The following is a 26,453-nucleotide window of genomic DNA, read 5'->3' on the forward strand; positions in this document are numbered from 1 at the left end:
CTGACTCAGTGCAGATCGCAGGGCCGATATGGAGATCACCTCTGTGGTGAATGTACACCGATTGTTCGACACAAGATTGTTCGACACAACGCCCCCTGCTCCCCCCTATGGCGACGACCTTGAGTACGCCGTCTTCCTTACGGCCCACTGACGCCCGAACACGAGCCAAGGAAGCCGTCGATGGCAATCACTCAAAACAACCGTTTGGTACAGGTCGACAGCCCCCTCGGCGGCGATGTCCTGGTGCTGCAGAGCATGGATGGCAGCGAAGAGTTGGGGCGGTTGTTTCACTACGAACTGGACCTTACCTCCGAAGACCGGGCGATCAAGTTCGATCAATTGCTGGGCAAGCCGATGGGGCTGACCCTGGAGTTGTACAACGGAGGCAAACGCTATTTCCACGGCATTATCAGCAGCTGCCGGCAACTGACCGGCCACGGCCAGTTCGCGGGTTATCGGGTCAGTCTGCGACCGTGGTTCTGGCTGCTCACGCGGACCTCGGACTGTCGGATTTTCCAGAACAAGACCGTGCCGGACATCATCAAGCAGGTGTTTCGCGACCTCGGTTTTTCTGATTTTGAAGACAGTCTCAGCGCCAGCTACCGTGAGTGGGAATATTGCGTTCAGTACCGCGAAAGCAGCTTCGATTTCGTCAGCCGGCTGATGGAACAGGAAGGCATCTATTACTACTTCCGCCATGAAAAGGAGCGTCATGTTCTGGTGCTGGCCGACGCCTATGGCGCTCACTCCACGCCGGCGGACTACGACGCTGTCCCCTTCTATCCACCCGATCGGCAAATGCGCGAGCGCGATCATTTCTATGACTGGCAACTGGCACGGGAAGTCCAGCCTGGTTCGCTGGCGCTGAACGACTATGACTTCCTGCGCCCGCGCGCCAGCCTTGAGGTGCGCTCCAGTGTGGTACGCAACCACAGCAACGCTGACCACCCGCTTTATGACTACCCAGGCGAGTACCTGCAGAGCAACGATGGCGATCACTACGCGCGTACCCGCATCGAAGCCATCCACAGCCAGTTCGAGCGCGTGCAGTTGCGCGGCCGAGCCCGCGGGCTGGGCTCTGGTCATTTGTTCACGCTGACGGGTTATGACCGTGCGGACCAGAATCGCGAATACCTGGTGGTGGTCGCGCGCTATCAGATCCGTCAGGAAGTCTATGAAAGCGGGCAGTCAGACTCAGCTGAACAGTTCGTCAGCGAGCTGGACTGCATGGATGCCAGCCAGGCCTTCCGCCCTCTCCCTCTGACGCCCATGCCCATTGTCCGTGGGCCGCAGACCGCCGTGGTGGTTGGCCCCAGTGGCGAGGAGATCTGGACCGACCAGTATGGCCGGGTCAAGGTGCATTTCCACTGGGATCGCCATGACCAATCCAACGAAAACAGTTCCTGCTGGATTCGCGTGTCCCAAGCCTGGGCTGGCAAGAACTGGGGGGCGGTACAGATCCCGCGGATCGGTCAGGAAGTGATCGTCAGCTTCCTCGAAGGCGACCCGGACCGGCCGATCATCACCGGTCGCGTCTACAACGCCGAACAGACCGTGCCCTACAAGCTGCCGGCCAATGCCACTCAGAGTGGCGTGAAAAGTCGCTCAAGCAAGGACGGCTCACAGGCCAACTTCAATGAGATCCGCATGGAGGACAAGAAAGGTGCGGAGCAACTGTTTATCCACGCCGAGAAGAATCAGGACATCGAAGTCGAGAATGACGAGACCCATTGGGTCGGCCATGACCGCACCAAGACCATCGACAACGACGAAACCGTGCACGTCAAACACGACCGCACTGAGACGGTGGACAACAACGAAACCATCAAAATCGGCGTCGACCGCAAGGAAACCGTCGGCAACAACGAAACCATCTCCATCGGCGTGAACCGCACCGAAGATGTGGGCAGCGACGAGAAAATCACCATCGGCGCCAACCGCACTGAAAACGTGCGCAACAACGAGACCATCACCATCGGCGCGGACCGCACGGAAAAGGTCGGTGCCAACGAAAATATCACCATCGTCAGCAACCGCACCGAAGACGTGGGCGGTAACGAGACCATCGGCATCACCGGCAACCGCAACGAAACGGTCAAAGGCAACGAAGGTATCGAGATCAATGGCAACCAGAGTACCCAGATCGGCCAGAACGAATCCCGCGACGTCGCCCGTAACCGCACCACCAACATCAAGCAGAACGACAGCCTGGACGTTGGCAAGAACTTTGTCCTCAACGCCGGCGACTCCATCAGCCTGACCACGGGCGATGCGAGCATCACTTTGAAAAAAGACGGCACCATCATGATTCGTGGCAAGAACATCACCATCGACGGCTCCGGCGCCATCAACGTCAAGGCCAACAGGAACGTGGTGATCAAGGGACAGAAGATTTTGCAGAACTAGAACAGTGGAGATATCTCTATGACGGTTCAACAGCCCCTCCCCACCCAGGCCCGCATAGACACAGTCGTCATCGGCACCCTGCTCGATCTGCCGGACGCCAGCGCGCCCACGGTCACTTACCCAGGTTGCGCGAACAGCAGTGGCATCGTTGCACGTAACACTGCGCTGCTAAGCCCTGGGGACATCGGTTGTCAGGTGGCGTTGATGTTCGAAGGAGGCGACCCGGCCCGTCCGCTGGTGATCGGTCTTCTGCTCGGCGCGCCGGTCTCACCAGCGCCCTTCGCCAGCGTGCGCCTGGATGAGCAACGTATTGAACTGAGCGCCGAGCGCGAGATCGTCCTGCGTTGCGGCAAAGCCAGCATCACCCTGACCCGCGCGGGCAAAGTGATCATCCAGGGCGCCTACCTGTCCAGCCGTTCCAGCGGGGTCAACCGCATAAAGGGTGGTTCGGTGCAAATCAACTAGACAGGTCAGCGGCCTATGGAACTGCTCAACGCCAGCAAACTGCTTGCTGCCTATACCCTGGGCCTGGGGTCCGATGGTCGCGAATCCTTGGTCGTGGTGGCCAAAGGCACGTTCAGTCTACCGCTGGACGGCCGCGCCGCGACCCTCGCAGAGACCCAGCAACCGCTGCTGATGGCCGACACCTTCCTCGGCGAGCCTGGTCTGAGCCCCCCGTTGCAGGAAATGGATTTCGCCCCGGTCAAACCATGCTGCGATGTGCTGGTGTGTGGCAAGGCCTATGCACCCGGTGGACGGCCGGTGACGCAGTTGGCCGTCGGCATTCGCGTCGGTCGGGTGAGCAAGGCTTTTTCCGTCCTCGGCCCCCGACAATGGCAACAAGGGCTCCTGGGCGTCTCTCCCGGCTTGCCGCAACCTTTTACCGAACAAAGCATCTCCTACGCCCAGGCCTATGGTGGCTCTCATCCCGTGGCGAATGCACCGCAAATGCGTGACTGCTACCCGGATAACCCAAACGGTTGCGGCTGGTACTCACGCCGCATTAGTAGCTCCAACATCGTCGGCATGCCCATGCCGAACACCGAGGAACTGGGCAAGCCGATCGACAGCCCCTTTGGCGACTTCCGCCCCATGGCCCTCGGCCCACTCGGGCGTAGCTGGCCGCAACGTGTCCGCTACGCCGGTACTTATGACGATGCGTGGCTGGCCGACTGCTTTCCGTTTTTGCCAGAGGATTTCGACAACCGCTATTTTCAGGCAACGCCTGAGGATCAGCAGCTCGATTACTTGCGCGGCGGCGAAGAGGTGCTGCTGCTAAACCTCACCGCCCAGGAGCGCGCTGGCTTTCGCATTCCCAAAATGGACGTTCCGGTGACCTTTTTCCTGAAAAAAGGCGGTCATGAGACGGTGCACGCGGTGATCGATACTCTGTTGATCGACACAGACGCTCGCCAGGTGCAATTGACCTGGCGTGTCTCTCGTGCGCTTCGACGCAACATGTTCGAGATTGCCCAAGTGCTGGTCGGCACTGTGTCCACGGGCTGGTGGCGCGCCCGTGAGCTGGGCAAGGAGTATTACCCGTCGCTCGGTGCGCTGGTCAACGCCACGCGTGCCCCCGAGGAAACGCCGTGATGAGCGCTCTTTGGATCATTGGCTCCGGCATGGTCAGCGCTGTCGGCCTCAGCGCACCGGCAAGCTGCGCGGCGATCCGCTGCGCCATCGACAACTTTCAGGAAACCCGCTTTATCGACAGCGGCGGCGAATGGCTGATCGCCGCCAGCGTGCCCTTGGAACAACCGTGGCTCGACCGCACCAAGCTGATCAAGATGGCCAGCCGAGCAATCGCCGAGGCACTGCAGAGCACCCCCGGGGTCGATCCACACAAAACGCCGCTGTTGCTGGGTGTCGCGGAAGCCGAGCGCCCCGGCCGCCTCGCCGGTCTCGATCAGGGGTTGCTGCACGCCATCGAAGCCGAGCTGGGCCTGCGTTTTCATCCCGATTCTTCCATCATCGCCCGTGGCCGGGTCAGTGCCGCCGTGGCCCTGCTCAATGCGCGCACGCTGATTCATCAGGGCGGCCATCGCCACGTGCTGATTGCCGGCGTCGACTCGTTTCTTGAGGGAGCGACCCTGGCCGCCTTCGAAGAACGCGAACGCCTGCTCACCAGTCAGAACTCCAACGGTTTTATTCCCGGCGAGGGGGCCGCCGCCGTGGTGATCGCCGCCCCCTTTGCCAGCGATCAGCCGCAATTGGCCTGCATCGGCCTGGGTTTTGGCATGGAGCCAGCCACGGTGGAGGCCGAAGATATCCCGTTGCGCGCTGAAGGCCTGACCCAGGCCATACGCGCTGCGCTGAACGAAGCAGGCTGCGGGTTGGAGCAGATGGATTATCGTCTGACTGATATTTGCGGCGAACAGTACTACTTCAAGGAAGCCTCTCTGGCCCTGAGCCGCAGCCTGCGGGTACGCAAAGAGTTCTTCCATCTCTGGCATCCGGCCGACTGCATCGGCGAAGTCGGCGCCGCCATCGGCCCGGTGATACTCGCCGTGGCACTGGCCGCCTCTCGCAAGGGCTACGGCGAAGGGCCGAACATCTTCTGCCACCTGGGCAACGACGCCGGCCAGCGCGCGGTCGCGCTACTCAGTTATCAGACCGCGAGGGCTGCCTGATGGCCAATGAGGTTTTTGCCAACAATCGGGAGATTTCCTGCAAGGCGGGAGACGGAGTATCGATCGCCAGGTTTCCGGATGTCTGCTTCACCCCACCTCAAGCGCCGCCTACCCCGCTGGGTGTACCCATCCCCTATCCGAATACCGGTTATGCAAAAGACACGTCGCGCGGCAGCCGAACGGTCAGGATCAGTGGCAAAGAAGTCATGCTCAAAGACCAGAGCTACTTCAAAACCAGCACCGGCGACGAGGCCGGCAACGCGCCCAAGAAAGGTATAGTCACCAGCAAGATCAAGGGTAAGGTGTATTTCGTTTCATGGTCGATGGACGTCAAGTTCGAGGGGCAGAACGTCGACCGGCACCTGGACCTGACCACACACAATCATGCGTCGATGCCAGCGCAGACGCCCCCGGGCCCGACCACTGACGGCGTCGCCCAGGATTCGTCCTGCCCTCATACCAACCTCAAGCGTGACCCACCCAAGGACGAACACGAGATCAACCAGCAGGTGCGCATCAGTCGACAGAAAAAATTGCAGCAGCGCAGGGAGCAAAAGCTGGATCGAATGGTGGACAAGGCCAACAAGGCCAATAGCCCCAGTGAGAAGCAGGAGCTGTTCGAGGCGGCGCTGAAATACGACACCCTGATCAAGGGTGAGCGCTTCGAGGTAAAAGTGGCTGAGCAGACCCAAGCGAAGGAGGTCGCGGTAAAAATAACCTGCCGGGACTGCGGCCTGGTGATCCAGGAGTTCGACGTGGTGACGCGTGAGGGTGTGGTCAAGGAGTGCAAGGCGAGCTGGGGCCAGGTCGGGCTCTCACAGTTCAAGCGGGAAGAACAGTTGGCACAGCGACCGGATGTGTTTGGCCCGGGAACCGTCGTGCACGTCGCCGTCCCGAAAGGCCAGCGGAGTAACCTGGAAAAAAAGTTCGGGAAGGAAAACAAGCCACACATGTCGGGAAAGATTCAGGAGCACTAGCGTATGGCGTTTTCGTATCCGATATCGATCCACTTCCCTTCGCTACCTCAGGACAGTCTGAGAGGGAAGTTGCTGGCCGTGATCACTGCGTTGAAGACCCGACACATCATGGCCGCGAAATTGCCGGACTGTGTGTCAGAGTTGGTGGTAGACCCTGTTTCCGGCGAGTGGCTCGATACTGCCTCGATCGCGACCGACTGTGTGTCTCTGGAACAATGTCTGCAGCGGTATCGCTGGCTGAGCCTGGAGGTAGAACTCAGGCTCGGACAGGGACGGTATTTCGCGACGCTGTGCAGTTTTCCTGATGGCGAAGGAACGGATCGCGGCGGGCTCCAGTTCAATTTCAGCGACCGTGCGTTTCCGGCAATCTTTGAGTTCGAGGACGGTACGGACGGTCAGTTCGATGCCGAGGTCAAGCGCGACTTCCTGGCCGTGTGCATGACGGTCGTGCGGCAGGTGGATGCCGAAGCATTCATCCTGCTTGCGGATCAGGGCAAGTTTCACAGCGTCTCGCTGGATGAAATCATGCAGCGCCTCACCGCGCCGCAAATGAGTCTTCACGGACGCAGACCGGGATCGATCACCGGGGTGCGCGAGCGCTATTTGTCCGCGCAACGGATGCGTGAGCTGTGGGAATTGCCCGAAGATGATCCGCGCTGTTTCAATGCGGCCGGCTATACCGTGCTGGACATGATCCAGCGGTTCGTGTGGAAGGATTGATGGACGGCGTGGTGGCTCAGACGGTCGCCCTTCACGCCGAGGAAGTCTCTTTTCTCAGCATGCTTCGCGGCTACGCCGTACGCGCCTCGCACTACGACCTGCAAGAGCTGCGCAAACTCGACCTGCGCATCGAGGCGCACATCGACGGCCTGGCCATCGCTGGCCAGGCGGGCTACGACACCTTGCTGGCCCAGATTGGACCAGACGCTGTCGGCGAGATGTTTGCCTGCGTGGTGCTGGCCTTCGAGTCGGCCGATGGGAAAATGTTGTCGTGCCTTAGCGAACACTTACGACAGGCGCCGGAAACAGAACGCGGTTATTTGATGGCCTTGGGGTGGCTCGACTGGGAGCGGGTATCGCCCTGGATCGACCGTATGCTCGCCTCTCCCTCCCCGCTGTTCCGCCACCTCGGTCTGGCCGCCTGCGGCATGCATCGCCACGACCCTGGCGCCGCCCTGCTTGCCGGACTTTCCGATGCCGACCCCAGCGTGCTGGCACGGGCGACCCGTACGGCCGGCGAACTGCGCCGGCGTGACCTGCTGCCGACGATTCGTACCCATCGTCTGCATGAGAATGCGGCCACGCGCTTCTGGGCCAACTGGGCCACCGCACAGATGGGCGACGCGCAAGCCCTGGAGCCATTGCGACAATTCGCCGAACAACCGGGCGAGTTCCAGTACCGCGCGCTCTGCGTATTGATCGCCTGGCAGGAACGCGAACCCAGCATCGCCTGGATACGCCAGTTGGTCCAGGATCCCCGGGATCGGCGTATCGGCATCCAAGCCCTTGGGCTGCTGGGCGATCCGGTCTGTGTACCGTGGTTGATCCAGCAGATGAGCGACCTGCCCTATGCCCGGGTCGCCGGTGAAGCCTTCAGTCTGATCACCGGCGCTGACCTGGCGTTGCTCGATCTGGAACTGCAGAACCTGCCCGATTTCGACGCAGGCCCGAACGATGACCCGCAAGACACCAACGTGGCGATGGACCCCGACGAAAATCTACCCTGGCCCGACCCGCAGTCAATCACCGCTTGGTGGCAGGCCCATGGCGGCGATTTCCAGGCGGGCGTCGGTTATGTGCTGGGACACATGCAGAGTGAAGGCAGTTTTCGGCACGCCCTTGCCCAGGGCCAGCAACGCCAGCGCATCGCCGCCGCCTGCGGTATCGCCCGCTATCGACCAACCGAAGTGCTTTTCCCCACCAGCGCACCGGCCTGGCGGCAAAAGCAGTTGTTGGGGAGGACAGGGGTGTTCGGGCGTTGATCAGGGTGTTTATATAGCTCAAACGCAACTCAGGCTCCGACACCTGATCATTACTTATCCCCCTCTGGAGGCTCCATGCCAAACGCAACCGGACAGAACCCTGTGGCCCTTGTCAGTGGGGTTGGAAGTGAGATTGGGATCGGCATGGCCATCGCGCGCAGGCTGGGTACTGCAGGTGCCAGACTGATCGTCACCGCCAGCAGTGCGCGAATCAATGATCGAGTCGCAGAACTGCGTGCCGAAGGATTCGAAGTTCAAGGGCGGGCCGTCGATCTTACCGATGAGCATCAGGTGCGTGAGTTTATTCTATGGGCAGAGTCTCTCTGGGGGCAGATCGATATTCTGGTCAACAACGCGGGCATGGCCATGCAAGGAAGCCCGGAGTTTTTTTCCGACTTGGAAACCATGGATCTGCACACCTGGAACCTTACACTGGCGCGAAATCTGACCACGGCTTTTCTGCTTACGCAGGGCGTTCTGCCCGGCATGCGGGCGCGTCGTTACGGGCGCATCGTAAACATCAGCTCCACTACCGGCACCCGCTGCAGTAACCCCGGTGAAGCGGCTTACAGCGCCGCAAAGGCGGCGATGGTTGGAATGAGCATGAGCCTGGCGCTTGAAGTCGCCCAGCAAGGGATCACCGTAAACAGCGTCGCTCCCGGCTGGATCACCACAGGGTCGACCACTGCCGAGGAAGCCAAGGCGGCCGGTTACACACCGATGGGCCGGGCCGGACGTCCCGAAGAGGTGGCCGCAGTGGTTGCTTTCCTTGCGTCCTCAGAGGCGAGCTACCTCACTGGCGAAGTCATCGTGGTGGATGGCGGAAACTGTTTGGTCGAGAACAAAGCCCCTTGAGCTGAACAGGCTCCCGCAGGGTTGGGACATATCGCCAGAGAGTCACTTGAACAATTCGCTGCTCATGAAATCAATGAACACCCGCAGTTTCGGCGCCAGGTGCTTGCTTGAAGGCCAGAGCATGCGGAAGGTGCTCTGATGCCGATTGAACTCGTCGAGGACGGTAACCAGCTCACCGGCGGCGATGGCAGCGCGCACGGTGAAATCCGGCACGCAGGCAATCCCCAATGCATCGCGCACGACGTACAGCAACGCTTCGGTGGTGTTGCAGACCAGGGTGGCCGGCAGGTTGAGATCGGACTGCCCTTCCCCGTTCACCGGCCAGACCTGCAGCCTGCCCGTGCTGGGGAATTTGTACAGCAGGCAGGCATGGCGCAGCAGATCCGCCGGCAGCTGCGGTGTGCCGTGTTCGGCGAAGTACCGGGGCGAACCGACCACGACGAGCTTGAACGCGCCTAACGGGCGGGACATCAGCCGGGAGTCGTTTGGCTCTCCGGTCCGAATGACGGCATCAAAACCTTCCTCAATGATGTCCACCAGCCTGTCGGAGAAATCCAGGTCCAGTTCGATACTGGGGTAGCGGCGCATGAAGGCCATCAGCGTCGGCATGACCAAATCTGCAACCAGAGGCAAGCTCACGCGCAGTTTGCCCCGCGGCGCTTTGCGGGTTTCCGACAGTTCCAGTTCGGCCGCTTCGATTTCGCAGAGAATGCGTCGGCAACGTTCGAGGAAAAGCGTCCCTTCTGCCGTCAGCGTGATACTGCGCGTGCTGCGATGAAACAGCCGCACCCCCAGCCTTTCCTCGAGCCGGGCCACGCTTTTGCCCACCGCCGAAGACGAAATGCCTAGCGCCCTGCCCGCCTCTGAAAAGCTGCGGGTTTCGGCCGCGCGAACAAAAAAATCAATCCCGCTCAGTGATTCCACGCCAGGCTCCCATTGCGGACATTTTTTCCGATGTGTTGCGCACTCTAGCATTCTTGTCTCGCTAGAGAGCGACACTTACCGTAGTGGACACCTATCAATCTGCGCTTGACGCCGCTATCCGGCGGGTCAGAAGCGCACCAAGCAGGTGACACATGACGATTGCCAATACCCATATCGACGACGATGCCGAGGTCGTTCAACACGCTGCGCCGCTCCCCATCGGATCACTGTTCGCCCTCGCGCTGGCGGCGTTCGTGACCATTCTCACCGAAGCCTTGCCGCCGGCCTTCTCTCACAGATCAGCGAAGGGCTGGCGATCTCCGAAGCCCTCGCCGGCCAGTTGGTCACGGTCTATGCGATAGGTTCCTTGCTGGCGGCCATTCCCTTGACGGCCGCGACCCAAGGCATGCGGCGCCGGTCGCTGTTGCTGCTGGCCATCGCCGGTTTTGCCGTTGCCAATACGGTCACGACGCTTTCGTCCCACTATGGCTTGACGATCGTTGCCCGCTTGCTGGGTGGCGTATCGGCCGGGCTGCTCTGGGCCTTGTTGGCCGGTTATGCCGCCCGCATGGTGCCCGAGAGCCAGAAAGGTCGGGCGATTGCGATTGCCATGGTTGGCGCACCCTTGGCGTTATCCCTGGGCGTACCGGCCGGCACCTTGCTCGGTAATTTGATCGGGTGGCGGATGAGCTTCGCCATCATGAGTTTGTTCGCCGTCGCCTTGATGGTCTGGGTGAGACTCAAAGTGCCTGACTTTCCCGGGCAAACCACCGACAAACGCGTTGCCTTGCGCCACGTCTTCACCCTGCCAGGCGTTCGCTCGGTGCTGTTTGTGGTGTTGGCCTTTGTCTTGGCGCACAACATTCTCTTTACCTATATCGCGCCGTTCCTGATGGCGGCGGGCCTGGGCGAGCGGATCGACCTGGTGCTGCTGGTCTTTGGGGTCGCCTCGTTGCTGGGCATCTGGGTCGTCGGCGTGCTGATCGATCGGCATCTACGGGTATTGACCCTTGCCAGCGCGGCACTGTTCGCCATCTCGGCCCTGACACTGGGCGCCATGAGCGACAGCCCTGCTGCGATCTACATCGCAGCGGCGGCCTGGGGAGTCGCTTTTGGCGGGGCCGGGACGTTGTTCCAAACGGCAATCGCCAAAACGGCCGGAGACGCGGCGGATCTCGCCCAGTCGATGCTGGTCACGGCCTGGAACGTCGCCATTGCCGGCGGCGGGATCGTGGGGGGCATCCTGCTCGATCATCTGGGTGTCGTTGCGTTTGCGCCTGTGCTGGTCGCGCTCTTGCTGCTGACGTTGGCAGTGGTGTGGTCCGCCAGGCAGTACGGGTTTACCGCAAACATGCGTTGAGCATGCGCCCTGGATAATCCTCAACGAAAGACCTCTGCAACTGACATCAAATCGTCATCATTGCGTCGCCGAAACGCCATACACCCTGAGTAATGTCCTCGCCAATGAGATCGATCTCAAGTGAGTGACAATGACTGATTTGAAAGAAGTTGCACGGCTGGCAGGGGTTTCGCGGGCGACTGCGGCGCGAGCCTTTGCCTCCCCTGAAGTGGTGCGTCCGACCACCCGGGAACAGGTCTTCGCCGCAGCGCGCCAGTTGGGTTTCCGGCCTAACCGTCTTGGTCGCCAACTGCGCCTGCAAGTGACCAAGCTGATCGGTGTCGTGGTGCCCAACCTGCTCAATCCGGTGTTCGCCGAGCAGTTTCAGGCGATGGAGCGCGCTGCGCGTGCCCACGGATATAACCTGTTGTTAGCAACCACCGACTACAACAGCGAGCGCGAAAGCGCGGTCGTCGAGGAGTTGTTACGCCAGCGCGTCGATGGGCTGGTCCTCACGGTGACCGACGCCGAGAGCAACCGGGTGCTGCAAAGCCTGGACAGTGAGGACACGCCCTTTGTGCTGGCTTATCACCAGCCGGGTAATCCGGATTACAGCGCGGTGTCGGTGGACAACCGCGCAGGCATGGCGCTCGCCACCCGTTATCTGCTGGAGGCTGGACACACTCGAATCGGCATGGTCGCCGGCCCTGCCCTGCAGTCCGACCGTGCTCGCCTGCGTTATGCCGGTTATTGCGAGGCAATGCGTGGAGCCGCCCTCGCCAGCCTGCCGGTGATTGAAATGCCCGCCCATACCCAGGCTGACTTCGCCGCCATCGAGCCGTTATTGCATGGCCCCCAGGCGCTCAGTGCACTGGTCTGTTCCAACGATTTGCTGGCCATCAGCTTGATCGCCGAACTGCGCCGCAACGGCTGGCAAGTGCCCCGGCAACTCTCGGTCATCGGCTTTGACGGCATCGCCCTCGGCACCCAAATGCACCCGACGCTGTGCAGTGTTGTTCAGCCCATCGAGGCACTGGCCTGCACCGTGATTGATCAATTGTTGGCGCAGATTGCTGGCGCCACCCCGGTTTCCCATTGCCTGCCTTGTCATATCCGGCCGGGCGAAAGCACTCAACCCTACGAGGAGACGCTTGATGATCCACTTGCGTAAAACCCTGGCGACACTGCTGTTATGCGGCGCGGCCAGCCTGGCCCAGGCCGGCGAAACGGCGATTTGCTACAACTGTCCACCCGAATGGGCCGACTGGGGTACGCAGCTCAAGGCGATTGCCGATACCACTGGCGTGCAGGTTCCGCTGGACAACAAGAACTCCGGACAGTCATTGGCGCAACTGGTCGCCGAGAAGGCCGCACCGGTGGCGGACGTGGTGTATTACGGCGTGACGTTCGGTTTGCAGGCGCAAAAAGCCGGGGTGGTCGGCACGTACAAACCCAAGGGTTGGGAGCAGATCCCGGCGGGTTTGAAGGATCCCGAGGGGCATTGGTTTGCCATTCACTCCGGCACCCTGGGCATCATGGTCAACGTCGATGCGCTGGGCGGCCTGCCCGTGCCGCAAAGCTGGGCCGACCTGCTCAAGCCTGAGTACAAAGGCATGATTGGCTACCTTGACCCGTCCAGTGCTTTTGTCGGTTACGTCTCGGCGGTAGCGATCAACCAGGCCATGGGCGGCAATCTGGATAACTTCGCCCCCGCCATCGACTACTTCAAAAAACTGGCGAAAAACTCGCCGATCGTGCCCAAGCAAACGGCTTATGCGCGGGTGCTGTCCGGTGAGTTGCCGATTCTGGTGGACTACGACTTCAACGCCTATCGGGCTCGTTACAAAGACAACGCCAACGTCGCCTTTGTGATTCCCAAGGAAGGCAGCATCAGCGTGCCTTACGTGATGAGCATTGTCGACAACGCCCCCCATCGGGCCAACGCCGAGAAGGTCCTGGATTTTGTTTTGTCCGAGCAAGGCCAGGCGCTCTGGGCCAAGGCGTACCTGCGGCCGGTGCGGGCAATGAAAATGCCGGCCGACGTCGCCGCGCAGTTCCTGCCCGACAGCGATTACGCCCGGGCTGGCGTGGTCAACTACGAGCAGATGGCCGCGGCGCAGGAAGCCTTTTCCGCACGTTATCTGAGCGAGGTCAAGTAAGTGACCGTCTCGGCAGTAAAAGCCCGGAACGTACTGTCGGGCTGGGCCATGGTGCCGCGCTTACGGCCGACCGCTGCCTGGGCGCTTGCGCCCGCGGCGGCGGTGCTGTTCGCCTTCTGGTTGTTGCCGCTGGCGCACCTGGTCTTGCTCGGTGGGCAAAGTCGCGATGGCAGCGACAGCGGCTATTGGCAGGGGCTGAGCAGCGCGCAATACCTGGGCAGTCTGGCGCAGACCTGCCTGCTGGCCCTGGCAACGACCCTCGCGGCGCTGTTGGTGGGCGGCTTCAGTGGTTTTTTTCTCAGTCGCCAGCGTTTCTTCGGCCGCTCGGTACTTGTCGCTTTGTTGACCTTCCCGCTGGCATTTCCCGGCGTGGTCGTTGGCTTCCTGGTGATCCTGCTGGCCGGCCGCCGAGGCTTGTTCGCCACCCTGGGGCTGGCCCTGGTGGGTGAGCGCTGGATTTTCGCCTACTCGTTGATGGGCTTGTGCATCGGCTACCTGTACTTCTCGATTCCGCGGGTGATCCTTACGGTGATGGCTGCTTGTGAAAGCCTGGATCGCAGCCTGGAAGAGGCCGCTCGTTCACTGGGGGCCAATCATTGGCGTGTGCTCTGTGACGTCATTGTCCCCGGCCTGGCGCCGGCATTGGTCTCCTGCGGGGCGATCTGCTTTGCCACCTCCATGGGCGCGTTCGGTACCGCCTTCACCCTGGGTACCCGGCTCAACGTGACGCCGGTGGCGATCTACAACGTGTTTACCAACTACGCCAATTTCGCCGTGGCCGCTGCGCTGTCGGTGGTGTTGGGGCTGGTGACCTGGGCGGTCTTGTTGCTGGCCCGGCGACTGGCCAAGGATTCGAGGACAGTCTTGTGAGACGTTCAACGCTGTTTGTCGGGCAACTGGCGTTTACCCTGCTGGTGTGCGCATTCATGTTGGTGCCGGTGGTGATGTCACTGCTGGCCGGGCTAACGCGAAATTACTTCCAGGGGCTGTCCAGCGGCCTGACGTTCGACTGGCTGGTGCAAGTCTGGCAGGCGTATTCGCCGACGGTCTGGCTGTCCCTGCAGTTGGCCGTCGCCTGTGCGCTGTGTGTCTGTGTAGTGGGGGTGCCGGCGGCATACGCATTGGTACGGATGAACAACCGCTTCAGTCGCGCGTTCGAGGAACTGATGGTGTTGCCGGTGGCGATGCCCGGCCTGGCCAGTGCCTTGGCATTGCTGCTCACCTATGGTCAGTTCGGCGGGTTTCGCAGCAGTTGGTTATTCATTCTCGTCGGCCATGTGCTGTTCACCCTGCCCTTTCTGGTGCGCCCGGTGATGGCGGTGATGCAACGCCAGCACCTGCCGGTCCTGGAAGAAGCCGCCGCCAGCCTGGGCGCCGGGCCGATCCGGCGCTTCTTCAGCGTGGTGGTGCCCAACTGTCGGGCGGGGATTCTCGCCGGGGTCTTGATGGTCGTCACCCTGTCGTTGGGTGAGTTCAACCTGACCTGGATGCTCCACACCCCGATGACCAAAACCTTGCCGGTGGGCCTGGCCGACAGCTATGCCTCGGCCAGACTGGAAGTCGCCAGCGCCTACACCCTTATATTCCTGTTGATGATTGTGCCGCTGCTTGTTGCATTGCAGGCCATCAGCGCGCGCCTTTCTCGTGGAGCAAATCGATGAGCGGAACCACTATTCGCCTGAAGGGTTGTCGCAAGGCGTTCTCTGACGGCACCGTTGCCGTACATGACCTGGACCTGACCATTGAGGCTGGAGAAACCCTGGCGATCCTCGGCCCGTCCGGTTGCGGTAAGACCACCACCCTGCGCCTGATCGCAGGCCTTGAGCGTCCGGACGTGGGCCAGGTATTTTTTGGCGACAGTGACGTCACCCGCCTCCCCATCGAACGTCGCGACGTGGGCATGGTGTTCCAGAACTATGCGCTGTTTCCCAACCTGGATGTGGCCGGCAACATTGTTTACGGCCTGAAAGTTCGCGGTGTGTCCCCCGCCGAGCGCACCAAGCGCTGTTCGGAGTTGCTGGAACTTGTCGGCTTGCAGGATCACGGCAAGCGCAGTATTCACGAATTGTCCGGCGGCCAGCGCCAACGGGTCGCCCTCGCCCGCGCCCTGGCACCCAGGCCCCGGGTGTTGTTGCTCGACGAGCCGTTGGCGGCGCTGGATGCGCAGTTACGTGAACGCCTGCGCAGCGAGTTGGCCCAGTTGCTACGCGGCCTGGGCATTACCGCTGTGTTCGTCACCCACGATCAGGGCGAAGCCATGGCGCTGGGAGATAGCATCCTGGTCATGGAGCACGGCCGCGTCGCGCAACTGGCCAGCCCGCGGGACATCTATCAGCAGCCTGCCAACGCTTTCGTCGCTCGTTTTGTCGGCAATCTCAATGCTTTTTCGGTGATCGAGCACACGCCCCATGGCTTGAAGGTCAGTGGCGGTGAGTTGCCATGGAATGGCGCCGACCTGCCCGCCACGGTCTATTGCCGCCCCGAGCATTTGCGGGTGATGGACAGCGAAGGCCATCTGCACGGGCGTCTGGTGGGCCAGTTTTTCCAGGGGGCTCAAAGCCGTCTGCTGGTGGATGTGGGGGCGGCTCAACCTTTGCTGGTGGACAGCACCGATAGCGCTATCCACGCCCCCGGTTCCCTGATTGCCCTGGCCGTCGAGCCACAAGTGCTGTTCACCCTGTCATCGTGATCTTTGTGTTTTCAGAGGGCTTATTTTGAATCATCCGTTTCTCATCGCGCAGATCAGTGATCTGCACCTTAAAGCCGGGCAAAAACTGACTTACGGCGTTGTCGATACCCTCGCAGCATTGCGTCGTGCGGTTGATCATTTGAACACCCTGGTGCCGCGTCCCGACATCGTGGTGGTCAGTGGCGACCTGGTGGACTTCGGCCGCCCTGATGAATATGCCGCGCTGCACCCTGAACTGGCGCGCCTGCACATGCCTTGCTACCTGGTGCCTGGTAACCACGACACTCGCGAGCATTTGCGGGCGGCATTTGCCGACCACCGCTACCTGCCGATACGGGCTGACGCCCCCCTGGACTGGGTGGTGGAGGAGCATCCGTTACGTCTTATCGGCCTGGACACCACCATTCCCGGCGCCCATGGCGGTCAGCTTCTGGACAGCCAGTTGCGCTGGCTCGATGAACAACTGGCCTGCCGCCCCTATGCGCCGACGCTATTGGTGCTGCATCACCCGCCGTTTGTAAGCGGTATTGGCCATATGGACCGTGAACCCTTCATCAACGCGGCGGCACTGGAGCAGGTCATCGCCCGACACCCGCAGGTGGAGCGCTTGCTGTGCGGGCATTTGCATCGGCCGATGCAACGGCGTTTCGGCGGCAGCCTGAGCTGCGTGTGCCCCGGCACCTCGCATCAGATCGTCCTGGATCTACAGCCAACCGCTCCCGCGCATTTCAATCTGGAACCGCCGGGGTATCTGCTGCACCACTGGCAGGGGCAGGCACTGGTGACCCATAACGGCGTATTTGGCGAGTATCCCGGACCGTATCCGTTTTATGACGCTCATGGATTGATCGACTGATAACCCAGGGACTTTCACTGACGGCTTGCTTTGGAGATTTAATCCCTACCCCACTCTATTCATTGAAGATTTTCTAACGAGTTATTGAACGCATCGGCCAATCATTTGATCGGCCGAGGGCTTCCTGCTGCCTTTTCACTGTGCCCGGAACAGAGGTTCCGCGCTGGAGTTCGTCCTGATGAAAACGCTATTCAACGTACTGAGTTTATTAACCGGCGGCGTGAGTATTGTCCTGAGTCCGTTGGCGTCTGCTGATTTTTTCAGCGACAGTAAGGCCAACTTGAACTTGCGCAATTTCTACTTCAACAACGATAACCGTGACGGTTCCGCCGCGCCCTCGAAGACTGAGGAATGGGGCCAGGCCTTCATGCTCAATTATCAGTCCGGGTTTACCGACGGCACGGTGGGGTTTGGTCTGGATGCCATCGGCCTGCTGGGTTTGAAACTCGACAGTGGCGCAGGTCGCCATGTGGGCAGCTCGATGTTTCCCAACGACGGTGACAAGGCTGCCGACCAATGGGCTCGTCTCGGCGCAACGGCGAAGATGCGCGTCTCCAAGACCGAACTGCGCTACGGCACCTTGCAACCGAAGCTGCCGATCCTGGTGTCCAACGATGGCCGCCTGCTGCCACAAACGTTCGAAGGTGGCCAAGTCACCAGCAATGAAATCGACAACCTGACGTTCACCGCCGGCCAACTGGAACACGCCACCGGGCGTGCATCGAGTGACCGCGCCGGGCTGGCGGTGGCGGGCGGCAGCCAGGAAAGCAATAAATTCACCTTTGCCGGTGGCGATTACAAACTGACCAAGGACCTGACCGCGCAGTATTACTACGCCAATCTCGAAGACTATTACCAGCAGCACTTCGCCGGTTTGTTGCATGTGTTGCCGCTGGGCGAATACGGCTCGCTGAAAACCGACTTGCGCTACTTCAAGACCACCTCCGACGGCAAGAACAGCAGCGCCGCCGGTCGCGCCAGTGGTTACAAACTGGGCGGTTACACCAAGGACGGTAGCGGCGAAATCGACAACGATACCTGGAGCGCGGCGTTCATTTACTCGCTGGGTGGCCATGCCATTACCGCCGGCTATCAAAGCGTGTCTGAAGACAGCAACTTTGCCCAACTCAACCAGGGTGGCCTGGTGGGTAAAGGCGAAGCCGGCGCCAGCCTTTATCTCTACACCGACCGGACTATTCAGACGTTCATCCAGGCGGGTGAGCGCACGGCATTCGCCCAGTATGCCTACGACTTCGCAGCGCTTGGCGTTCCCGGCTTGAAGGCGTCGGTGATGTACCTCAAGGGCGACAATATCCAGACCGCCAGCGGCCAGGACGCCAGTGAATGGGAACGCGATATCTCCCTGGACTATGTGATCCAGAGCGGTACGTTGAAAAACCTGGGTTTTGGCTGGCGCAACGCGATGTCCCGAAGTGAAGTCGCCCGCGACCAGGACCAGAATCGCCTGATCGTGAGTTACAGCATTCCCCTGATGTAAGCGTCCAGCGCCATTCAGGGCCAGGGAGTGGAACTTGCGTGAAACTCTCCTGGCTCTTTATCAGCGCTTGCCCGACGTCGGCTGATTCGCACGATTGGGCAATCATCCGCGCGGATTATGCAATCAGCCCCCTGAATTGCTTCCTATAGTTAACCAGAGCCAAACCTTCCGGAGCTGGAACCGCTATGAGCGCCCTCAACATCAATGGCCGTGAGTATACGGTCGACGTAGACCCAAGCACCCCGATTCTCTGGACCCTGCGCGACACGCTGGGCATGACCGGCACCAAGTTTGGCTGCGGCGCCGCCTTATGCGGCGCCTGCACCGTTCACCTGGATGGTCAGGCCATTCGCTCCTGCGTGACGCCAATCGCCGCCGCCCAAGGCAAGAAGATCACCACCATCGAAGCGGCCACCGATGGCAGTGACCCGGTCGGCACCGCCGTGCATGAAGCTTGGGTCAAACACGACGTGGCGCAGTGTGGCTACTGCCAGAGCGGCCAGATCATGAGCGCGACGGCGTTTCTCAAAGCCCAGCCCAAGGGTAAGCAACCTACGGCGGCCGAAATCGACTCGGCGATGGCCGGCAACATTTGCCGCTGTGGCACTTACGCGCGCATCCGCGTGGCTGTGGCAGATGCCGCCAAGACCCTTGCCTGACCGGAGTTCGCCATGTTGAACGAGATTTTTCCAGACGAAATTCCCCGCGCTTTGCAGCACATGCTTGAGCATGATCAGGCTGACGGCCCCACCACCCTTCCCCGCCGCAGCTTCCTCAAGATTGTCGGCATCGGCGGTCTAGCCCTGGGCGCTTTTCCTCATCTGGCCCTGGCGCAAGAGGCCAACGGCGGGGCCGCAGCGCCACTCAAGCCGAACCAGCAACCGTCGGCATTCGTGCAGATCGCGCCCAACGGCGAAGTCACCGTGACGATCAACCGGTTGGAGTTCGGCCAGGGCGTGCAGACCAGTCTGCCGATGATTCTTGCCGAAGAACTCGATGCCGACTGGAGTCTGGTGCGAGCGCGCAACGGCAACGGTGACGCTGCTTACCAGGATCCGATCTTTGGTGTGCACCTCACCGGCGGCTCCAACTCGATCAAGAACAGCTATACCCAGTACCGCGAACTTGGCGCGCGCGCCCGCGCCATGCTGCTCGCCGCGGCGGCCGCGCGTTGGAACGTCGACGCCAACAGCCTGAGCACCCAGGCCGGTACGGTACTCGGCCCAGCGGGCCGTAAAGCCAGCTACGGCGAATTGGCCGAAGCCGCTATGGCGCTGCCTGTGCCCGAAAAGGTGACGCTCAAGGATCCCAAGGAGTTTCGCATCATTGGGCATGCCACCACGCGCATCGACGCCAAGGCCAAGAGCAGTGGCCAGCAGGACTTCGGCATCGATATGCATCTGCCTGGGCAACTCACAGCCGTGGTTGCTCACCCGCCGGTGTTCGGTGCCAGAATCGCTTCGTTGGATGACAGCGCCGCACGCGCCACCCAGGGCGTGAAAGCTGTGCTGCGCGTGCCGCTGGACGGCGGCGCTGAAGGTGTCGCGGTGCTCGCCGATGGTTACTGGCAGGCGAAGCTCGCACGCGATGCCTTGAAGCTGGAGTGGGACCTGGCGTCCGTCGAAAAGGTGGACAGCGAAAAACAATTGCTCCAGTACCGGGAGCTGGCCGGTCAACCCGGCCCACTGCGCTTCGATGCCGACATGACGCCGCTGGCAACCGCAACGCATCAACTGGAAGCCGAGTTCGTATTCCCCTACCTCGCCCACGCCCCCATGGAACCGTTGAACTGTACGGTGCAGCTCAACGAAGGCCGCGCCGAACTGTGGGTCGGTACGCAGTTTCCCGGCGGCGACAGTGCAGCGGCTGCGAAGGTGCTGAACCTCAAACCCGAGCAAATACAAATGAATGTGCAGACGGCCGGCGGTGGTTTTGGCCGGCGCGGCGTGCCCACAGGCGACTTCGTCGTGTTGGCTTGCGAGGTGGCCAAGGCCGCCCGTGCTGCAGGGCTCAATGCCCCTGTCCGTACACTCTGGAGCCGAGAAGACGACATCAAGGGCGGCTACTACCGCCCCATGCACCTGCACCGTGCGCGCATCGGTTTTGACGAAAGCGGCAAGGTCCTGGCCTGGGATCACGCCTTGGTCGGGCAATCCATTCTCACCGGCACCGTGTTTGGTGGCCGGGTGAAAAACGGCATCGACCCCACCGCCACGGAAGGGATGCGTGATCCTTATCCGCTGCCGATGCGCCTGACGGTCCATCACCCAAACGTCAACGTCCCCATCCTGTGGTGGCGCAGCGTAGGTTCCACCCATACGGCGTTTGTGATGGAAACCTTGATCGATGAGATCGCCCGTACAACGAAGCAGGATCCGGTGGCCTACCGGATGAAACTGTTCGCCGATCAAAGCCCGCGCCATCGCGCTGCGCTGCAATTGGCGGTGGACAAGAGCGAATACGGCAAACGCCCGCTACCGGCTGGGCATGCCTGGGGCGTGGCGGTGCATGAGTCGTTCAGTTCGGTGGTGGCTTACGTGGTGCAAGCTTCGCTAGAGGACGGTCGCCCGGTGCTGCACCAAGTGACTGCGGGTGTGCATTGCAACCTGGTGGTCAACCCGCGCAGTGTCGAGGCTCAGGTGCAAGGTGCCGCGTTGATGGGATTGTCGATGTGCCTGCCCGGAGGCGCCATCACCTTGAAGGACGGCGTCGTGCAGCAGAGTAATTTTGCAGACTTCAGCGTGCCGCGCATCACCGACATGCCGGAGATTGCCGTGCACATCGTGCCAAGCGCCGAACCGCCCACGGGAATGGGCGAGCCAGGCCTGCCGCCGCTGGCTCCGGCCTTTGCCAATGCCATCGCCAGTCTTACGGGCAAGCCGTTGCGGGAATTGCCGTTCAAGATGACGTGACAACAGCGCGATGCACGTCTGGTGGTTGCACCGCCAGACGTGCCGCCCTGTTACAAACGAATACGCTTGATATCCCGTTGCGGCGGTTCGCCAAACAGGCGGCTGTATTCGCGACTAAACTGCGAAGCGCTTTCGTACCCAACCTGCCCCCCTGCACTGCTGGCGTCGACGTTCTGGCTCAGCATCAACTGCCGGGCCGCCTGGAGCCGCAATTGCTTCTGGTATTGCAGCGGGCTCATTCCTGTCACGGCGCGAAAGTGCTGACGAAAGGTAGAAGGGCTCATGTGCGCTTGTGCCGCCAAATCGTCCATGCGCAATGCCTGACGAAAATTGAGTTTCAACCAGGCGACGGTCTTGGCAATGTGTTGGCTGGGCGAGCCGGCGGTGACCACATGAAGCAACTGCGGGCCGTGGGAACCGCTTAACAGGCGAGCGATGATTTCTTCCTTGATCAGCGGAGCCACAGCCTCCAACAATTGCGGCTCTTTGAGCAGATTCACCAAACGCATCAGGGCATCCAGCACCCCGGCATCCAGGGGTTGCACGGTAATCGGGCGAAACGCACCATCTCTCATGCGCTGGGACAGGTGCATACGCTCGGCCACTTGCATCACCGTGGCGCTTTCAAATCTCAGCATCATGCCCAGAAATGGCTTGGCGGCACTGGCCTGAGAGATATGTGAAATAACCGGTAGATCTACGCTGGTCACCATGGACTGGCCAGGCACATAGGTCAGGATTTCGTCCCCTATCATGGCTTGCTTGCGGCCCTGCAAAGTGACGCCAATGCCCAAGCCATAGATACAGTGCATGGGGGCGGTGACCGCTTGGCGCCGATGCAGGCTCAAGCCAGGAATGTCGGTCACCCGATCGCCTTCGCTGGATAGAATCTGACTGACCGCGACGGCCAGGCGGTTGATATCGCCAGCGGTCTGGTCGTGTTCAGTATTGGGTTGCACCTTCGACTCCTTAAACCATCAGCCCCATCGCTGCCCACGGGCAACCGCGGATGACGTTCGCCGTTACCGCAAACCGTCGTGGGTCAGCATGGCCGCAGTATGGAGGGCCGGCGGCTCGAGTCGCTTGCCTGATCGGCGCAATTTCTTGCACGATTCAACGAGCCATCCGTAACACCCATCACGCATGGCTAGATATAACAAGATGTTTCAGAGGTGCAGTATGCCCAAAGTGATGACTCCAGTTTGAGCCTACAGCCGGTGGAAGATGTAATCGGTTGAGAGTTGATCGTCCAACGCCACCCCTTTTTGATGCAGTTGGTGGCGTAACGCCGGGGCGTCGACCCGCACCTTCCAACCCGGACCTGCCGGCGCAGCTATCCCGCAGTTGTGGCGATCCAAGGCCTCGAGCAACTGCGCTCGGTCAGGCAGATACACGGCCATCGCGTTACCCTTCCACGCCGCAACGTTCAGCCCCATGGCCTCACACAGTGCAATTTTGGCGTGTGCGTCGTCCCTGTCAGCCTGACGGGAGCGTTCGATCTGATCAGCCAGGAGCGGATCAACCACCCTGTCGGTGAACAAGATGTCACCCTCCTCCCAGACTTCAGGAGGGCAAATTTTGTTTCCGGGGTCCAAGGCAATGAAGGGATTGATTTCCATCGGGTAGATTCGACAGACCAGTGGCCGCTCCTCATAGATACCGCAACGGCCGTCGTCGCCGAGATTCCGGCATTGTTCCAACGCGTTGCCCGCCAACACCGCAACGACCCGGATCCTGGCCTCGCCGCTGGTCACCTCCACGGCTCGCTGGGCACTGTGAGTGAACTGATGAGGTTGCGAATCCCACGTCGACTCATCAAACGCCTCCAGTATCACCGCCACCTCATGCCCCCGTTGTAGCCACTGCCTGGTTTCCGCCAGTGTCAGCGGAATCAGACGGCCTTTGCAGCAGATCCCGCAGCCGTTGCAGGCAAACCGGATAGCGTTGTTTTCCATATCAAACACTCACACACATGTTTTCGACCAGACAGGCCTGCCACGCGCATACATCCGTGGCAGGGTCTCAGGGTCGTGAAAGTATGTGGAGCGAAGAACAGATCCGCTTGCCGGATCCGCCGGAATAGTTGCCCGATTCAAGGTGATTTCAGGTGACCGCCTTTGGAACGAAATGGCGTTGTTCCAGGCCGTCTTGGTGTCGAATATTGCAAACCCTCACTCAGCAGAGAACGGCACAACCCCTTCACCAGATCAGCCCGCCGTCAGATGGCCTGGCAAGCCCGGCGCGAACCCAGTCAAACCGCCCCGCCTTTGCGATGAAACGCCTGCCCCAACACCGCCAATCGTTCCGCCAACGGTGGCAGGCACTGGCTGCTCCGAGTCAAAATGCCAATGTTATCGGCGTTGCGCTCAGCGACTGCCTGGACACTTTGCAAGCGTTCATTGATGCCCTTCGAGGCCTCGGACTGTTCTTGGGTGGTGCTGGCGATCAGGTCGTTGAAGTGGTTGATCGCCGCGATGTCCTCTACCACTGCATGTAGCAGTTGCGAGGCGAGTTGGCTGGCCGATACGCAGCGTTGTACACCTTCCTGGCTGTCTTGCATGGCGAGGGCTGCCTGACGGCTGCCCTGTTGCAGCTTGGCGATGATCTGCTGGATTTCCGTGGTCGACGTCGAGGTCTTTTGCGACAGGGTCCGGACTTCGTCCGCCACTACCGCAAAACCGCGTCCCTGCTCCCCGGCCCGGGCGGCCTCAATGGCGGCGTTGAGGGCCAGCAGGTTGGTTTGTTCGGCGATGCTGTTAATGACATCCAGCACCTGGCCGATCTGTTGCGCCTGCTCGGCCAGGCCTTGCACGGTTTCGTTGGTCAGGTTGAGGCGACCGGCCAACTCGACAATTTCCTCGCGGCTCTGGTCAACCGTGCTGCGCCCGCGGTTGACCTGTTCACTGGCCTGGCCGGCGCGTTGTACCGTCTGGCCGACATGCCCGGCAATGCTGTCCATGGCCTGGACCAGATGGCCAATCGCGCCGCTCATCTGTGCCACTTCATTGAGCTGATGCCTGGCGCCGTGCTCCAGTGTCTGGCCGACCTGAGAAAGATCCTGGCCCAAGTCCGAGAGGTTGCGGGTATCGCGCACCACACCGTCTACCAGGTTGGTGATCTGCTGCAGGAAATGATCGAAACGCTCGGACGAAGAGACTTTGTCCCCCCGGTTGCGCTGGGTCTGGGTGTCACTGCTCAACTGCATGGCGGCGGCCAGCACTTTATCGAGCACATCCTGGTTTTCCGTGGCATCGGCCAAGCTCTGGTTCGCCAGGTAAATCAGGATCACGCTTTCCACCACCACGTAGAAGGCGTGTATGAAAATCATGGTCCAGCCGCCGTGGTTGGCCATGACGAACACCGGATAACCCTGGTGCTGAAGCCAGTGAAAACCGACGTGGTGAATAGCGATAGTGGCGGCGGCCACGATGATCGGCAGCCAGTCACGGTAGAACGTCAGCACCGCCAGCAGGACGAAAATCCCGAAGTGGAACTCGATCACGCCACGGGTTTGGTTGATGTGCAGGGCGGCCATGACCATCAGCGCCACGGCGATGACACAGCGCATGGCCCGGGTGCCGCCCAGGCCGCGATAAAGCACGGTGGTCAGCAGGCAGGTCGTCGCCCCTATCAGCAGCGCCTGGCTGAAGGTGGAGTGCAGGAAGGCCAGGCAAAGGGAGTAGACAAAAGTGAGCCAGAGTAACCCCAGCATGATGCGATCAGCCTTACGGTAGTGATCGTTAAAGCGCACGGGCGATGTCATGGGGGCTGTCCTTTTCGGGGGGTGGATGATCCGTTACCAATGCCGCTCGCAGGCTTATCGGCGTGTCGGAATGGAACTGTAGCCGATTACCCTTGGTTAGTGGCACTAGGCCACCTACCTTTTTTCATTGATCTTTGCTTTATGATGTTCGCCATCTCATTCCCAGACCTGATGGAACCACCATGACTTTCGATTTCGACACGGTATTGGAGCGCCACGGTACCGGTAGCACCAAGTGGAGTCGCTACAGCGCCGATGTGTTGCCCATGTGGGTGGCTGACATGGACTTCCCTGCTCCGCCGGTGGTCATCGACGCCCTGCACAAACGCCTCGAACACCCGATGCTGGGCTACAGCGTGGCCCAGGACTCGCTGCGCGCCGCCATCGTTGCGGACCTCTGGAACAAGTACGCCTGGCGCGTCGAGCCTCAGCAGATCGTCTTCCTGCCGGGTGTCGAACCAGGGTTCAACATGGCGCTGCACGCCTTGGTGGAGCCTGCGCAGAACGTTGTGGTACAGGTGCCCAATTACCCGCCGCTGCGCAATGCCCCCGCTCACTGGCAACTGAACAAGGTGGAACTGCCGTTCAACCCGCTCAACGGCGAATTCCACACGCCCCTGGTCGCGCTGCGTGATGCGTTGCACGGCGGTGGTGCACTGTTGCTGAGCAACCCTCACAACCCGCTGGGTAAAGTGTTTGGCCGGGGAGAACTCAAGGCCGTGGCGGATATCTGCCTGGAGCAGAATGCCTGGATCATTTCTGACGAAATCCATGCCGAACTGTGCTTCGACGGTCGTGTGCACATCCCCACCGCCACCCTCAGCCCTGAGATTGCCGAGCGCACCATCACCCTGATGTCGGCCAGCAAGGCCTACAACATTGCCGGACTGAAAACTTCATTCGCCATCATCCAGAACGCCAAAGTCCGCGAGCGGGTCAACAGCGCCCGGGCCGGTATGGTCGACAGCGTCAACGCCCTGGGCCTTGAAGCGACCCGCGCGGCCTACAGCGACGCTGGCCCGTGGCTGGAAGAATTGAAGACTTACCTGCAAGCCAACCGCGACTACCTGGTCGACGCCGTAAAGACTCGTCTGCCAGGCATCACCATGACCGTGCCCCAGGGGACTTACCTGGCCTGGCTCGATTGCTCGGGATTGGGGCTGGACGACCCGCAGGGCTTCTTCCTGAAAGAAGCCAAGGTCGGCCTGAGCGCCGGACTGGATTTTGGCGACGATGCCGGGCAGTTCGTGCGCTTGAACTTCGGCTGCCCACGGGCGCTGCTGGAGGAAGGGATTGCGCGGATGGAGCGAAGCTTGAAGGCCAGGGGCTGATCACCCTGACGACGAAGAACCTGTGGCGAGGGAGCTTGCTCCCGTTGGACTGCGCAGCAGTCCCCTTCGGCCTGCCTGACACACCGGATTGTCCGGTTGTTGGGGCCGCTGCGCGCCCCAGCGGGAGCAAGC

Annotated in this window: 21 protein-coding genes and 2 pseudogenes; 19 read left to right on the plus strand and 4 right to left on the minus strand. The window is 61.0% G+C overall.

The features are described 5' to 3' along the window. Positions 1-180 precede the first annotated feature (180 nt). The 8 genes and pseudogenes from HU811_RS03485 (at position 181) to HU811_RS03520 (ending at position 8,850) form a co-directional block, all read left to right on the plus strand. Positions 181-2,406 carry a type VI secretion system Vgr family protein gene (locus HU811_RS03485; RefSeq protein WP_186653968.1) on the plus strand — a complete coding sequence of 742 codons (2,226 nt, stop codon included), beginning with the start codon at positions 181-183 and terminating at the stop codon, positions 2,404-2,406. An 18-nt stretch (positions 2,407-2,424) separates the two neighbouring features. Next, complete coding sequence (locus tag HU811_RS03490; RefSeq protein WP_092453568.1) at positions 2,425-2,871, plus strand: DUF6484 domain-containing protein; 447 nt, start codon at positions 2,425-2,427, stop codon at positions 2,869-2,871. A 15-nt stretch (positions 2,872-2,886) separates the two neighbouring features. Continuing rightward, positions 2,887-3,999 carry a DUF2169 family type VI secretion system accessory protein gene (locus HU811_RS03495; RefSeq protein ID WP_186653970.1) on the plus strand — a complete coding sequence of 371 codons (1,113 nt, stop codon included), beginning with the start codon at positions 2,887-2,889 and terminating at the stop codon, positions 3,997-3,999. Next, the gene (locus HU811_RS03500; RefSeq protein WP_186653973.1) at positions 3,996-5,036 is read left to right on the plus strand and encodes a hypothetical protein; all 1,041 of its coding nucleotides are present in this window, start codon (positions 3,996-3,998) and stop codon (positions 5,034-5,036) included. Before HU811_RS03495 ends, HU811_RS03500 begins: the two co-directional genes overlap by 4 nt. Further along, positions 5,036-5,456 (plus strand): annotated as a pseudogene (locus HU811_RS03505) (DUF4150 domain-containing protein); the annotation flags it as partial. The gene HU811_RS03500 and the pseudogene HU811_RS03505, both read left to right, overlap by 1 nt. 560 nt (positions 5,457-6,016) lie before the next feature. Next, complete coding sequence (locus HU811_RS03510) at positions 6,017-6,733, plus strand: hypothetical protein (RefSeq protein ID WP_092398286.1); 717 nt, start codon at positions 6,017-6,019, stop codon at positions 6,731-6,733. Continuing rightward, the gene (locus tag HU811_RS03515) at positions 6,733-7,995 is read left to right on the plus strand and encodes a TIGR02270 family protein (RefSeq protein WP_186653976.1); all 1,263 of its coding nucleotides are present in this window, start codon (positions 6,733-6,735) and stop codon (positions 7,993-7,995) included. Before HU811_RS03510 ends, HU811_RS03515 begins: the two co-directional genes overlap by 1 nt. A 75-nt stretch (positions 7,996-8,070) precedes the next feature. Further along, the gene (locus HU811_RS03520) at positions 8,071-8,850 is read left to right on the plus strand and encodes an SDR family NAD(P)-dependent oxidoreductase (protein ID WP_186653977.1); all 780 of its coding nucleotides are present in this window, start codon (positions 8,071-8,073) and stop codon (positions 8,848-8,850) included. A gap of 42 nt (positions 8,851-8,892) precedes the next feature. Here HU811_RS03520 and HU811_RS03525 read toward each other — a convergent pair whose 3' ends face one another. Continuing rightward, entirely contained in the window at positions 8,893-9,774 is an 882-nt protein-coding gene (locus tag HU811_RS03525; RefSeq protein ID WP_186653978.1) for a LysR family transcriptional regulator, read from the minus strand. Positions 9,775-9,926: 152 nt separating this feature from the next. On the opposite strand from HU811_RS03525, the pseudogene HU811_RS03530 reads away from it, so the two are divergent. The 10 genes and pseudogenes from HU811_RS03530 to HU811_RS03575 all read left to right on the plus strand — a co-directional run bounded on the left by HU811_RS03530 (position 9,927) and on the right by HU811_RS03575 (position 21,227). After that, positions 9,927-11,134 (plus strand): annotated as a pseudogene (locus tag HU811_RS03530) (MFS transporter). Positions 11,135-11,264: 130 nt separating this feature from the next. Then, entirely contained in the window at positions 11,265-12,284 is a 1,020-nt protein-coding gene (locus HU811_RS03535; RefSeq protein ID WP_092453556.1) for a LacI family DNA-binding transcriptional regulator, read from the plus strand. Continuing rightward, on the plus strand, positions 12,268-13,272 hold the full coding sequence (locus HU811_RS03540) for an ABC transporter substrate-binding protein (protein ID WP_186653979.1): 1,005 nt from the start codon (positions 12,268-12,270) through the stop codon (positions 13,270-13,272). The genes HU811_RS03535 and HU811_RS03540 overlap by 17 nt, the downstream gene beginning before the upstream one ends. A gap of 48 nt (positions 13,273-13,320) precedes the next feature. Continuing rightward, entirely contained in the window at positions 13,321-14,142 is an 822-nt protein-coding gene (locus HU811_RS03545) for an ABC transporter permease (protein WP_186653994.1), read from the plus strand. Then, positions 14,139-14,933, plus strand: coding sequence for an ABC transporter permease (locus HU811_RS03550; RefSeq protein ID WP_092398270.1), 795 nt, complete (start codon positions 14,139-14,141; stop codon positions 14,931-14,933). The genes HU811_RS03545 and HU811_RS03550 overlap by 4 nt, the downstream gene beginning before the upstream one ends. Further along, positions 14,930-15,961, plus strand: a complete 1,032-nt coding sequence (locus tag HU811_RS03555; protein WP_186653980.1) for an ABC transporter ATP-binding protein — start codon at positions 14,930-14,932, stop codon at positions 15,959-15,961. Before HU811_RS03550 ends, HU811_RS03555 begins: the two co-directional genes overlap by 4 nt. A gap of 25 nt (positions 15,962-15,986) precedes the next feature. Further along, positions 15,987-16,817 carry a phosphodiesterase gene (locus HU811_RS03560; RefSeq protein WP_186653981.1) on the plus strand — a complete coding sequence of 277 codons (831 nt, stop codon included), beginning with the start codon at positions 15,987-15,989 and terminating at the stop codon, positions 16,815-16,817. Between the two features lie 178 nt (positions 16,818-16,995). Further along, on the plus strand, positions 16,996-18,315 hold the full coding sequence (locus HU811_RS03565) for an OprD family porin (protein WP_186653982.1): 1,320 nt from the start codon (positions 16,996-16,998) through the stop codon (positions 18,313-18,315). 185 nt (positions 18,316-18,500) lie between these two features. Further along, complete coding sequence (locus tag HU811_RS03570) at positions 18,501-18,974, plus strand: (2Fe-2S)-binding protein (RefSeq protein ID WP_092398262.1); 474 nt, start codon at positions 18,501-18,503, stop codon at positions 18,972-18,974. A gap of 12 nt (positions 18,975-18,986) precedes the next feature. Next, a complete protein-coding gene (locus tag HU811_RS03575) occupies positions 18,987-21,227 on the plus strand; it encodes a xanthine dehydrogenase family protein molybdopterin-binding subunit (RefSeq protein WP_186653983.1) in 2,241 nt (746 codons plus the stop codon). Between the two features lie 50 nt (positions 21,228-21,277). Here the strand turns inward: HU811_RS03575 and HU811_RS03580 are convergent, their stop codons facing one another. From HU811_RS03580 to HU811_RS03590, 3 genes are all read right to left on the minus strand, one after another. Further along, positions 21,278-22,186 carry an AraC family transcriptional regulator gene (locus HU811_RS03580; RefSeq protein WP_092453540.1) on the minus strand — a complete coding sequence of 303 codons (909 nt, stop codon included), beginning with the start codon at positions 22,184-22,186 and terminating at the stop codon, positions 21,278-21,280. Positions 22,187-22,435: 249 nt separating this feature from the next. Then, a complete protein-coding gene (locus HU811_RS03585; RefSeq protein ID WP_186653986.1) occupies positions 22,436-23,182 on the minus strand; it encodes a YkgJ family cysteine cluster protein in 747 nt (248 codons plus the stop codon). Positions 23,183-23,478: 296 nt separating this feature from the next. Continuing rightward, positions 23,479-24,990 (minus strand): methyl-accepting chemotaxis protein, encoded by a 1,512-nt coding sequence (locus HU811_RS03590; RefSeq protein ID WP_092453534.1) that lies wholly within the window; start codon positions 24,988-24,990, stop codon positions 23,479-23,481. Between the two features lie 182 nt (positions 24,991-25,172). Between HU811_RS03590 and HU811_RS03595 the strand changes: the two genes are divergently transcribed. Beyond that, positions 25,173-26,321, plus strand: coding sequence for a MalY/PatB family protein (locus HU811_RS03595; protein WP_186653989.1), 1,149 nt, complete (start codon positions 25,173-25,175; stop codon positions 26,319-26,321). The last annotated feature ends 132 nt before the right edge of the window (positions 26,322-26,453 follow it).

It is taken from the genome of Pseudomonas tehranensis (assembly GCF_014268615.1).
GTDB lineage: Bacteria > Pseudomonadota > Gammaproteobacteria > Pseudomonadales > Pseudomonadaceae > Aquipseudomonas > Aquipseudomonas tehranensis.